The following is a 12,145-nucleotide window of genomic DNA, read 5'->3' as shown; positions in this document are numbered from 1 at the left end:
GCTTTTAACGTTATTAGTTAACAATATCTTTTACGGAGGAATATCTTTTAAGGAGGGAAAAAGGCCGCGGCATAAGATAGGTAAGAATCTATTGGAGCTGGCTAACTATCCAGGCATTATTGATATAAGTGGCGGGATAGGCATCATAAAGGCTGTGTATCAGATATACAACTTTGAAAGCGCGGGAAGGCGTGCAATTTCTTCCCCGTTTGGACAAATAATTCAAATAGGACAATCTGATGAAATGCGCTCTGGACTTCGCCTCTAATAAATTACTTTTCTTTGATTAAAAAAGTTTATACCTTTAAACTAGTTTTCATAGGGTACGGATTAAAAACGGGCCAGGGTGTCTACCCAGGCCCAAATTTTTTTAGGGCCGTCCAGGCAGCATAAGTCTCATTCAACAGGTATTGACTCAAACCGAAATCCTTTTCCGCTAAAAAATTTGAGACATTCATTTAAGGCTGTCTTCAGACGCGGAAATGCTTTTTCGCTGTCATGAAAAACAACAATTGAGCCATTTCCTGCATTTCGCGTTACATTGAAGCTACACTGCTCCCCGGTCAGGCTTATGTCGAAGTCACCACTGAGTACATCCCACATTATTATTTTATATTTTAGCGGCTCATCTTTAAGATGTCTTATCTGGAAAGCGGAGATTTTTCCATATGGCGGTCTGAAAATTTGGCTATCGATATGTTTGGCGGCCAGTAAAATATTGTCGAAATATTGTTGGTCGCCCACCTTCCATCCGTTTAAATGGTCGTAAGTATGGTTCCCTACCCGATGTTGTTCGGAAATAATTCTTCTGTATATGTCAGGATATTCGACAACATTTTTTCCTATACAAAAAAATGTCGCCTTTGCATTATACTCAGCAAGTGTTTGTAAAACATATGGTGTTGCCTCCGGATGAGGGCCGTCATCAAAGGTGAGATATATGACCTTCTCTTTTGAGTCTATCTTCCAGGTACAACCGGAATAAAGCTTCCTGAGTAGCCATGGCGTTTTAATTGTGTAGTAGCCCATCCTGTTGATTATTGATTTGCACTGCTAATTTACAACTTCTCAACAGCTGTGGGTATTCAGTAAGACGTGATGTGAAAGACCCTGCCATTGTTTCTGAAGATCTTGCCATTTTTTCGTAAAAAAGTTCCCTGCGATTCTTCATCCTTCAAAAACTGGTCAAGATATTTTCGCACGGCTTCATCTGTGACACGGTTTTGGCTCCCGTAATTTATCGCCTGTTCTATATAACCACTTAACAGGTGCTCAAACTGGTCCCTGAACAAAGCAGGATCATTGTAAATATCTGAACCGATGATCTTATCCCCGGTCATGCAAACAAAACCAACGATACCGGTGTCACCTGCATTCAGATTTTTTGAGAAATAACGGAGATACTCATCCGAAAACAGGATATGCTTTTTGTCAATTCTTTTTGCAGCATAGGCAAGGGTCGGAGAATTAATATTACTGCTATCAAGCTGCGCATAAATTTCTTTCCAAACGAGGACTTGATTTTTTGATTGATCCAGAACACGGCGGAGTTTCGGATTGGCAAAAGCCGCATAGGTGAATTTTTTTTCTTTATCACTCCATCTACCCTCCTCTACGCACATTACGGGAATGTATTGATCTGCCTTTGATGATTGAAGGATGGTGTCTTTGGTTACCATCCTGTCTTGCCTCCCGCCGAGTACGATTTCACCCGAGGCGACAAATACTGGTTGCCCGGAATTATTATTCACACGCAACCAGTGCACATTCTCGGTAGAAGCTGTGCCTCTTTCACTGACAATTATCTTCCCGGACTGTACTGCCTTTCCAAATGATAGTAAAGGTTTGTCTGTTCCTGCGCCAGGCTTTTTCCGGATGGGGATGACTTTGAGGTTTTTATATTCTACTGAACTGTCATAGTCCACAAACAGCTCATTGTAGGTGAGTTGAGCCATGCCACGACACATGCTGAGCAAAGCAAACAAAACCAGGCACAAGCGGACCATCAATAGCGGAACGATTAAATACTTAAATTATTGTCAGTTATCTTTGCGGCTATGAGCAACAAAGTGAGGGTGCGCTTTGCACCAAGTCCCACAGGCGGCCTGCATCTCGGAGGTGTCCGGACCGTGTTATACAACTATCTCTTTGCCCGGCACCACGGAGGCGACTTTATCCTCCGGATTGAAGATACTGATCAATCACGTTTTGTGGAGGGTGCAGAACAATATATCCTCGATTGCCTGAACTGGTGCGGACTGGCCCCGGATGAGGGTCCCGAACAAGGTGGACCTTTCAGGCCATACAGACAGAGTGAAAGAAAAGCCGATTACCGCAAATTTGCCGAGCAACTGGTTGAACAGGGCTTTGCTTATTATGCCTTTGATACTCCCGCGGAACTTGAAGAGATGCGGACAGCATTTAAAACACCTGAAAACCCTTCTCCACAATATAATGCGGCGATCCGTGAACGGATGCGCAATTCGCTTACTCTCCCCCGATCAGAAGTAGAATCATTATTGAAAGAGTCAAACTATGTTATCCGTATTAAAATACCCGTTAATGAAGACATAACCTTCACCGATATGATAAGGGGCGAGGTGTCTTTTAACAGCAACCAGGTTGATGATAAAGTTCTCCTGAAAGGTGATGGCATGCCTACCTATCATCTTGCAGTTGTAGTGGATGATCATGCCATGCAAATTTCACATGCCTTCCGGGGTGAAGAATGGTTACCATCGGCCCCCGTTCATATTCTTTTGTGGAAATACCTGGGCTGGGAAGATAAGATGCCTCAATGGGCACATCTGCCGCTTATATTGAAGCCTGACGGAAACGGTAAGCTGAGTAAACGCGATGGAGACCGGCTTGGTTTTCCTGTTTTTGCCATGGACTGGAAAGACCCTAAATCAGGCGAAACAACCACCGGCTTCAAAGAAAAAGGATTTATTCCCGAAGCATTTGTAAACATGCTTGCTATGCTTGGCTGGAACGATGGAACCGGCAAAGAAATATTTACGATAGAAGAATTGGTTCAACAATTCACCATGGACCGGGTTCACAAATCCGGGGCGAAATTCGATTATGAAAAAGCCAAATGGTTTAACCATGAGTGGATAAAACATATGGAAGCACCTAAGCTTCGGCCACTTGTGCAGGTGGCACTTATGCAGAAGGGATTGATAGCGCTGAATGATGAATACCTTGATCAGGTTATCACCATGGTGAAAGATCGTTGTGTATTGATCACAGACTTTTATACGCAGGCTGGCTTTTTTTTCGAAGCTCCGAAAGAAATAGATACGGCATCCATTAAACCGAAATGGTCCGTTGAAAAAGCAAATTTCTTTACTGCGTTTGCAGAAAGCCTGGCAGCCGAGACTCAGTGGACCGCGCTGAATATAGAACAGCGTTTCAAAGAACTATCCACTGCAGCTGGCATCAAACCGGGTGAACTTATGTTGCCCTTGCGGATAATGTTGGTTGGTGGTAAATTCGGGCCCGGTGTTTTCGAAATAGCTGCTGCAATTGGCCATGACGAAACAGTCAAAAGGATGAAAACGGTCCTGGCGATTTTATGAAGCGGAATTGTACAGGTAATAGATCAGGATCAATTCTGAAGCCTAAACTTAAATAGCGATCATAACTGAAGACGGGGTTGAATTGAAGAGGAAGCAAATTTTGATTACTGATCTGAACTTACAGTCAGGGCGAATATTTAAAGAGACAAATCATTATGCCAGAATCAAATGAAAGGCCCATCAGGGTATTGGTTGCTAAAGTCGGGCTCGATGGCCACGACCGCGGAGCCAGGATCATCGCAACCGCGTTGCGCGATGCAGGGATGGAAGTGATATATACCGGGCTCAGGCAAACACCGGAGATGGTCGTAAACGCAGCACTGCAGGAAGATGTGGATGCGATCGGCATAAGCATTTTAAGTGGGGCTCACAACACTGTGTTTCCCAAAATCATTAAACTCATGCAGGAAAAAAAAATGGATGATGTATTGCTTACCGGTGGTGGCATTATCCCTGAGGAGGACATGAAATCACTTAATGAAATGGGTGTAGGAAAATTGTTTTCACCGGGGACAAGTACGCAGGACATCGCCAATTATATAAGGGATTGGGTTAAAACACATCGAAACTTTTGATGCCATGAACTATAAATCGTCGGTTATAGGACATTAATTTTAATTCATTGCTTATAATTCATTGAATACAATCATTGCTGACAATTCATCAAACATGCATTATCCCTCATACTTCTTTCAAAACTTTATTTGCCATACTTGATTACACAATTTTATCTCCATAACTAGTCACCCATTTTTTCTTCACCCATCATTCATTTCTCATGACTCAATCATACACCACAATAACAACTTCCCTCACTGACAATATCCTGACAATAACCATCAACCGCCCGGAAAAAATGAATGCGATCAACCAATCGGTTATGGCTGATCTCGACAAAGCGATGGATGAGGTTTACAGTAATAATAATATCAGGTCCGTCATGATTACAGGAAGTGGTAATAAGGCTTTTATAGCCGGGGCAGACATCTCCGAGTTCGAAGGCATGGGCAAGGAAGAAGCTATGGCTATGGCAAAAAGAGGTCAGGATGTTTTTTTTAAGATCGAAAATTCGCCGAAACCTGTTGTTGCAGCCGTGAACGGATTTGCCTTAGGAGGCGGATGCGAACTCGCGATGAGTTGTCATTTCCGCATCGCATCAGACAATGCAAAATTCGGTCAGCCGGAAGTGAACCTCGGACTTACCCCAGGCTATGGTGGCACACAGCGCTTAACCCAGTTGGTTGGCAAGGGCCGCGCAATGGAACTGATCATGACCGGAGCATTGATCGATGCGAATACTGCATTACAATATGGTCTCGTCAATACCGTTTGTGCTCCCGATGAACTAATGAACACGACCCTGTCTATTCTCAAAACCATCAATACAAAAGCACCGCTTGCCATTGCAAAAGCGATCACTGCCATCAATGCTGTTTATAATGAAACAAAAGACGGATACGTCGTTGAACTGACGGGCTTCGGTGAGAGTTTTGCAACGGAGGATATGAAGGAAGGAGCAAGTGCTTTTCTCAACAAAAGGAAACCAGAGTTTAAAGGAAGGTAGGATCAGGGAGTGATGAGTGATGAGTGATGAGTGATGAGTGCGATAACTCATAACTTACTCATCACTCATAACTCATAATTCATCACTTCCCTCGCGTCACTTCCCTCGCGTCACTTCCCTCGCCGCTTCGGTTTAATTAATGAAGTATCTCCTTCCAACATTGGCAGCACATATCCACCCGAATCAAGATTTACAGATGGGAAAGCCGACTTCAATACGGGCCAGTCTGAACGATTTACACCGGTTTTATAGAGGTAGACTGTATTGAGTTCCTTCAGCGATTTCAGATTTACCAGCCCGGCTGCTGTTACCGGTGTGCCGACAAGATTGATATCACGAAGGTTCTTTAATGAAGACAACATCGCGAGACCCTTATCGGTAATCGCTGTATTTTGAAGCTGAAGTCGCTTCAGGCTGGTACATTGCCCGATATATTTTAAGCCGGTGTCAGTAATTTTTGTGTCCCCTGCTTTGAGGCTCACTAGTTGTTTACTTATCGGTATCAATAACTTCATGTCATCATCGCTCACGTTGTCTGTACTTACAAAGTTTGCGCTGAGGTAATTGGTTTCCGCGGATACGGGAACCACCACTACGCCTCTTTTGCGCAAAGCATCAAGTGCGGATTGGTCTGCTTTGGAAACCGGCGCAGGCGGCACATCCGGAGGCAGTTGTACTATGGTGGACGGTTTTTCCAAAGCTGCAAGAATGGGCACAATTTTACCAGCCTGGGTTAGTTCCTTCACTTTGCGATCAAATGAAGCGCCGGACTCTACCCACCAATGAAGCAGGCTGAGCTCATCTTTTGTCAATTGCCTTTTATCTTTTGGGGGCATGTGCTTTTTGTCTGATAAAGGCAATAATAATCTTTTAACAATTTCACTTTCGGTCAGATTAGCGGTGTCTATAATGTCCCCGTTTTTTCCACCCTTCATGATATGCTCCGGCAGATCCAGCCTTAGTTTACCTTTCTGTTTCCTTTCATTATGGCAACTGTAACACGATGCAGAGAGAATAGGTTTTACAACTTCGGTATAGGCAACGGCTTCCTGGACATTTGGGATTGGTTTCCGTACTATAGTTTGGGAAGTATCTTCTGCCGGGCCAAAAGACAGGTAGTCTTCTCCATGAGTTAAGCTCCCACCAAGATGCCCGGTTATCATCAGTAATATAAAAACCAGGCCGCCTGTTAAAACCGTCCAGTGTGAAGCGGTCTGCCTCCTGAGCTGAAACCACCACCCCAGGCTTATCGCCGCGACCGCGATACCCAGCCATTGATGCCACCAAACAATGGCCTGATCATAATCGGCAGACTGCGACAACAGGTAACCGGTTACGCATGAAAGAACAGCAGCAACACTGCCGATCGCAACACTCACGGTGACCGCTTTATCCAGGAGTAATCCCGGATTTCTCCATGCCATAAACCTGAACACAATGGCTATAAGCAGGATACCTATTGGCAGGTGAACTAATAAAGGGTGAAAGCGGCCGAGAAATTCAGTAACATTCAACATCAGGCTCTACTGGATTTAGGATTGATAGCGTTTACGAAGTAACTTCATCATATGCACGTTTATGGCCCATTGGTCCGCCAGCGGTTTTCGGGTATACGGCTCCGTTGGCATATAATCCGGCGGTCCGAATTCGGTGAGGAATGTTATGGGAGTGTTTTGCTTTTTCTTCCTGTTTACTATAGTATCCCACCATTGAAGGTGTTGCGCAACTATCTTTTCCCACTCGGGTGCACGGGGATCATTCACCTGCGGACCTTCTGGATGACCTATGCGGGCATGGATATGCTCGGCCCGGCCCAGCGCCAGATCGACGGCTTCCTGTTGATCCTGGAGCATTGATTCATGTACATTACACCAATGCGAAATGTCGAGCGTAAGATGGAGGTCCGGGTATTTACGGATAAATTGTTTAGTGACATGGGCAGCAAACATGATTCTCGATCTGTGTGTCTCGTGACAGATCCTGATGCCTGTTTCACGGGAAAGTGCAATCGTATGTTCAATGAATGCACCGTTTTGTTCAAAAGAGAAATGATCCCGTCCCGAATGGCAGTTGATATACAATGGTCTTTGAACCTGCTGCTTAGCTGCAGCATTAACCGCATCTTTAAACAACCCGAGGTGTTTGTTAAAATCAGCTTCGCCACTGCCACATAAAAAACCTATTGCTAGGTTGTGTTTTTTCAACGCGGCGAATAGTTCATCCTGTCCTTTTTTTTCACCGGGCCACCACATTTCAATACCATCATATCCTTCCTGCTTAACCCTTGCACAAAATTCATCAACGCTTCCCTTGTAGCCCCAGTTGGTTGCAAGTATTTTAAGATCCATACTATTTTTCTGTGGATTGATAAAGGCGTTTGCGGTGGAAGCTTTGTCGAATGCAGTTAATAAAGCTGTTCCTGATAAACCAAGAAATCCTCTACGGGAGATTGACATGAGATGATTATATATTTACTGGATTAAGGGATGATAAAATCGCGAAAAAAATCAAAAAATTATAGCTTCAGCAATATGAATTCAGAATAACAAATTCTGAAGGAACGATTCTGGAAAAGTTGACGCCGGTAATGTTGCATTCGGAAACTATGGATCAAAATAAATATGCTAGGCAACTATATCAGTAATAACATTGCCTGCCACATCAGTCAGCCTGAAAGGCCTGCCCTGGAAATGATAAGTAAATGCTTCGTGATCAAAGCCCAACTGGTTAAGAATGGTCGCCTGTATATCGAACGCTGTCGTTTTTCCACTGACCGGTGCATAACCGATCTCATCAGTCTCACCATAACTACCACCGCGTTTGATCCCCCCGCCGGCCATCCACATGGTGAAGGCTTCAACGTGATGGTCACGCCCCTTAAACGGATTTGTTTTTCCGCCGCGGTTTTCCATCATCGGGGTACGGCCAAATTCTCCGCCCCAGACAACAAGCGTTTCATCAAGTAATCCACGCTGTTTCAGATCAAGCAATAGTGCTGTCATAGCCTTATCGGTGTCCCGGCATTTGTTGATGAATCCTTCATCAAGTGCAGTTGAATTATCGGTGCCATGACTGTCCCATCCCCAGTCGAACAGCTGAACAAACCTTACTCCCTTTTCAACAAGTTTTCTTGCCAGCAGGATATTATTTGCAAAACAAGCTTTACCAGGCTTGGTGCCATACATCTCGTGAATGTATGCAGGTTCACTATCTATATCCATAACTTCAGGCACAGACATCTGCATCTTGTAAGCCATTTCGTACTGGCTTATCCTTGAGAGAATTTCAGGATCTTTAAATTCTTCGTATTGCTGGCGGTTCACTTCGTTAATGGCATCAATAGAAGCACGGCGAATGTCCCGGTCCATACCAGCGGGATCTTTTATAAACAAAACCGGATCGCCTTCTGACCGGCATTGAACGCCCTGGTAAACAGATGGAAGAAAGCCACTGCCCCATACGCTTTTGCCGGCATCAGGTAAACTTCCACCGGAAGTAAGTACAACAAACCCAGGCAGGTTCTGATTTTCAGTTCCCAGTCCATAGGTAACCCATGAACCCATACTCGGTCTGCCAAGTCGCGGCGTGCCGCTGTGCATCATCAATTGCGCAGGGGCGTGATTGAACTGATCGGTTGTCATCGCTTTTATAAAACTCACCTCATCTGCAACCGTTGCAAAATGAGGAAGATTGTCAGACACCCACGCACCACTTTCACCACGTTGTTTGAATACCGCCTGTGGACCCAGCATTTTAGGTACACCTCTTATGAAAGCAAAACGTTTTCCTTCCAGCAGTGAAGGCGGACAATCCAATCCATCTAACTTATTTAGTTCAGGCTTAAAATCAAATAATTCCAACTGAGAAGGCGCACCGGCCATATGGAGATAGATAACAGACTTCGCTTTGCCCAGCCTTGGCGGTGCTTTTGGTGCCAGGGGATTCGCGGGATCGAACTGTAATGCTGAGGCCGGCTGATCAGCCGGGCCGCAACCGCCAAACAATGAACCGAGCGCTAAAGCACCGAGTCCCATCGCACTTTCCCTGAGGAAATGTCTCCTGGTCCAAAAGCTGAGTGCTTTCGCATTGGCCTCATTTAAAAGGCGCTGATTATGTATCTCTTTTTGGGTCATTATAAGTACAAATAGTTATCAGTTATTTCGCGCCAGATACCAACCTTTCTGAATTTAATTCGCCCTGGTTTTAAAATCGCTCCATCAGTTTTTTGTTATCAATTCATCGAGGTTCAGCATAGCATTTGCAACAACGACTAGCGCTGCAGTTTCCGGATTATTATGATGATCCATCATTCCAACCATCTCACAGGTGCGATCCTTATCTTTTCGAAAACTTTCAAGTGATTCATTATACAATCTAACCAATACTCCTAACGCAGCAGGTGCTATTTTTTTATTCAGGGCAAGGTAATAACCATGACTTATCCGGTCTGCTACTGCCGTCCCACCTTCATCCTGCATCCTGAACGCAAAGTTTCTTGACATCTCCAGGAACGATTCGTCATTGAGGGTTACGAGCGCCTGCAAAGGTGTATTTGTTTTTATTCGTCTCGAAGTGCATATTTCATGCGAAGTGCCGTCAAACGTGATCATGGCAGGATATGGAGCGGTTCGTTTCCAGTAAGTATAAACCGCCCGGCGATATTTTGCAGAACCATCGCTTATCTGCCATCTCTCATTTCCCGAGTATGGCGAAAGCCAGATGCCATCAGGCTGATGAGGCATTACGCTTGGACCATACATGGTGTTATCCAGCAGGCCACTGAATACAAGGGACTGGTCCCGGATCTGTTCTGCACTCAGACGAACCCTTGCACCTCTTGCAAAGAGTTTGTTATAAGGATCTTTTTCGAGCAACTCTTTATTGACCCTCGAATCCTGCCTATAGGTGGATGACATTACAATATCCTTCAGTAATTTCTTTACGCTCCAGTTATGTTCATTCATGAACCGGCCGGATAACCAGTCCAGTAATTCTTTGTATTCGGGTTGCGCCCCCTGGGTTCCAAGGTCCTCTAGTGTTTCAACAAGCCCGGTCCCGAATAACTGTTCCCAGACGCGGTTCACCATGGTACGGGCGGTTAATGGATTTTTCTTGTCTGTCAGCCAGAGTGCCATCCCAAGCCGGTTAGCAGGGGCGTTTGCAGGCATGGGGTTCAGTGATGCGGGCACACCGGGTGTAACCTGCTTGCCTGATACCAGCCAGTTGCCTCTTTCAAAAACATAAGTGTTCCGGCGCATTTCAGCGGGATTCTCCATCATCACCGGCGTAACGGGTGTATTCGCTGAGAGCAGCGACCAGAATCTCTTCTCCTGTTTCGCAAACTCAGGTGATTGTTTGCCTGGAAGCTGTTTGCCAAAATGCAGCCAGTCAAACTGAATGCCTCCTTTTTCAGTCCCGGCTATGTTAGGATTCTTATACCGGAAATATAGATCGTGAACGCCAAGAGCAGGAGGAAATTTGAAAGCAGCAATTCTCCAGCGATTACTGGTAGTATCGATCGACACACTTGTCAGTAAAGGTCCGTCGGGGCTGTCCATCCTGATCTGGATAGAACCATTTTTTTCGCCCGCCCTGTACCTGAAGATCAATTGATCTTTATCCTGAAGGTTTACCGACTTAAACCGTGCGGTGCCATTGTCCCGGAATAATAACCACTTGGTATCGTTCAGCTCGCTGTTAACCATCTGGTCAGCGGTTAAGGAGTGTATTGATGGCTGCCAGCTTTTCAAAAACGTAGTAACAGTTTTGACTTCAGCAGCAGAAGTTTGCTTACCAAGCCAGTCGGTGAAAATATCCAGTTCCTTATTTAATGAATCATTAAAATGCCTGAGTTGTGGATAATCCTCGTAAGTATCCTCATCACGGGTGTTGTCAAAAAACGCAAGGAACTTATAGTATTCTTCATGAGTAAATGGGTCATAAGGATGACTATGACATTGTACACAGGCAAAGCTGGTTCCCATTAAAGTTTCCCAGGTCGTGTTTACACGATCAAGAACAGCGGCGGTCCGGAACTCCGCATTGTCGGTTCCCCCTTCGTCGTTGGTCATTGTGTTCCTGTGAAATGCGGTGGCGATAAATTCTTCATCAGTGGCACCCGGCAACATATCACCGGCCAGCTGGTCGATGAGAAACTTATTATAGGGAAGGTCCTTATTGAACGCTTTGATCAACCAGTCGCGATAACGCCAGATAACCCGTTTATTATCTCTTTCATATCCTTTTGTATCTGCATACCGCGCGAGATCGAGCCACATCGAGGTCCACTTTTCACCATAGGCGGGGGATGCCAGCAACGAGTCCACAAGCTTAGCGTATTGCGCCTCTCCCGGGTTATCAAGAAATTCTTTTGAATAAGCTGATGCTATCGGGAGTCCTGCTATGTCGAGGCTAACACGTCTCAACAAAGTCGGTGCATCAGCAATCGCTGCCGGCTTAAGCTCTTCTTTTTGTAAGCGGGTGAGAATGAAACGGTCGATATCATTTTTTATCCAGGGATCATCAAGTTCCGGAACCTGGATTGGTTGTACAGGAACATAAGCCCAGTGATTACCCCAGACCGCACCTTCTTTGATCCATTGACGTAATGTTGAGATCTGATCTTTCGTGAGTGGCTCATGTTTGAATGGCATTCTCTCCTCGGGATCATTAAGTGTCAGCCGTCTTATCATTTCACTGTTATCAGGGTCACCCGGAATAATTGCAGGTTTACCTGATTCAGTATTCGCCAATGCTTCGCTTCTGAAGAGCACACTAAATCCAGACTCCCGTTTAACTCCTCCATGACAGGCGATACACTTAGCATTTAGAATGGGCTTTACTTCCGTATTGAAATCGATGGCCCTGCGGCTGGAGCTTAGGGTAAATAGTAAAACACCGCCTACTAAAAGCGAAACAACCCAAACCAATTTTTTAGAGAAAAATGATCGCATGGCAAGTGTTTGAACTCTTTAAAAATACTACAAAGCTTTCAATAAAA

General features: G+C 45.0%; 9 protein-coding genes. 3 read left to right on the top strand and 6 right to left on the bottom strand.

The window, feature by feature from the left end:
- Window positions 1-396: 396 nt before the first annotated feature.
- Together ACX0G7_RS13410 and ACX0G7_RS13405 are read right to left on the bottom strand one after the other, a co-directional pair.
- Window positions 397-1,029 carry a polysaccharide deacetylase family protein gene (locus ACX0G7_RS13410; RefSeq protein WP_458923995.1) on the bottom strand — a complete coding sequence of 211 codons (633 nt, stop codon included), beginning with the start codon at window positions 1,027-1,029 and terminating at the stop codon, window positions 397-399.
- A 56-nt stretch (window positions 1,030-1,085) separates the two neighbouring features.
- On the bottom strand, window positions 1,086-2,006 hold the full coding sequence (locus ACX0G7_RS13405; RefSeq protein ID WP_458924043.1) for an ARPP-1 family domain-containing protein: 921 nt from the start codon (window positions 2,004-2,006) through the stop codon (window positions 1,086-1,088).
- Window positions 2,007-2,057: 51 nt separating this feature from the next.
- On the opposite strand from ACX0G7_RS13405, the gene gltX reads away from it, so the two are divergent.
- From gltX to ACX0G7_RS13390, 3 genes are all read left to right on the top strand, one after another.
- Entirely contained in the window at window positions 2,058-3,581 is a 1,524-nt protein-coding gene (gene gltX, locus ACX0G7_RS13400) for a glutamate--tRNA ligase (RefSeq protein WP_458923994.1), read from the top strand.
- Between the two features lie 155 nt (window positions 3,582-3,736).
- A complete protein-coding gene (locus tag ACX0G7_RS13395) occupies window positions 3,737-4,156 on the top strand; it encodes a cobalamin B12-binding domain-containing protein (protein ID WP_458923993.1) in 420 nt (139 codons plus the stop codon).
- Window positions 4,157-4,359: 203 nt separating this feature from the next.
- A complete protein-coding gene (locus tag ACX0G7_RS13390) occupies window positions 4,360-5,145 on the top strand; it encodes an enoyl-CoA hydratase/isomerase family protein (protein WP_458923992.1) in 786 nt (261 codons plus the stop codon).
- A gap of 110 nt (window positions 5,146-5,255) precedes the next feature.
- Here the strand turns inward: ACX0G7_RS13390 and ACX0G7_RS13385 are convergent, their stop codons facing one another.
- From ACX0G7_RS13385 to ACX0G7_RS13370, 4 genes are all read right to left on the bottom strand, one after another.
- Window positions 5,256-6,662 carry a c-type cytochrome domain-containing protein gene (locus tag ACX0G7_RS13385; RefSeq protein WP_458923991.1) on the bottom strand — a complete coding sequence of 469 codons (1,407 nt, stop codon included), beginning with the start codon at window positions 6,660-6,662 and terminating at the stop codon, window positions 5,256-5,258.
- A 15-nt stretch (window positions 6,663-6,677) separates the two neighbouring features.
- Window positions 6,678-7,601 (bottom strand): sugar phosphate isomerase/epimerase family protein, encoded by a 924-nt coding sequence (locus ACX0G7_RS13380; protein ID WP_458923990.1) that lies wholly within the window; start codon window positions 7,599-7,601, stop codon window positions 6,678-6,680.
- A gap of 168 nt (window positions 7,602-7,769) precedes the next feature.
- Window positions 7,770-9,278, bottom strand: a complete 1,509-nt coding sequence (locus ACX0G7_RS13375; RefSeq protein WP_458923989.1) for a DUF1501 domain-containing protein — start codon at window positions 9,276-9,278, stop codon at window positions 7,770-7,772.
- Window positions 9,279-9,362: 84 nt separating this feature from the next.
- Entirely contained in the window at window positions 9,363-12,098 is a 2,736-nt protein-coding gene (locus ACX0G7_RS13370; protein WP_458923988.1) for a DUF1553 domain-containing protein, read from the bottom strand.
- Between the last annotated feature and the right edge of the window lie 47 nt (window positions 12,099-12,145).

The organism is Flavitalea antarctica (assembly GCF_054461535.1).
Note: the sequence above shows the minus strand (reverse complement) of the source record. Positions and strands in the feature narration are given on the sequence as shown.

Coding starts and splice junctions, on each gene's coding strand:
- ACX0G7_RS13410 (WP_458923995.1), bottom strand. CDS start 1,029: ATGGGCTACTACACAATTAAAACGCCATGGCTACTCAGGAAGCTTTAT.
- ACX0G7_RS13405 (WP_458924043.1), bottom strand. CDS start 2,006: ATGGTCCGCTTGTGCCTGGTTTTGTTTGCTTTGCTCAGCATGTGTCGT.
- gltX (WP_458923994.1), top strand. CDS start 2,058: ATGAGCAACAAAGTGAGGGTGCGCTTTGCACCAAGTCCCACAGGCGGC.
- ACX0G7_RS13395 (WP_458923993.1), top strand. CDS start 3,737: ATGCCAGAATCAAATGAAAGGCCCATCAGGGTATTGGTTGCTAAAGTC.
- ACX0G7_RS13390 (WP_458923992.1), top strand. CDS start 4,360: ATGACTCAATCATACACCACAATAACAACTTCCCTCACTGACAATATC.
- ACX0G7_RS13385 (WP_458923991.1), bottom strand. CDS start 6,662: ATGTTGAATGTTACTGAATTTCTCGGCCGCTTTCACCCTTTATTAGTT.
- ACX0G7_RS13380 (WP_458923990.1), bottom strand. CDS start 7,601: ATGTCAATCTCCCGTAGAGGATTTCTTGGTTTATCAGGAACAGCTTTA.
- ACX0G7_RS13375 (WP_458923989.1), bottom strand. CDS start 9,278: ATGACCCAAAAAGAGATACATAATCAGCGCCTTTTAAATGAGGCCAAT.
- ACX0G7_RS13370 (WP_458923988.1), bottom strand. CDS start 12,098: ATGCGATCATTTTTCTCTAAAAAATTGGTTTGGGTTGTTTCGCTTTTA.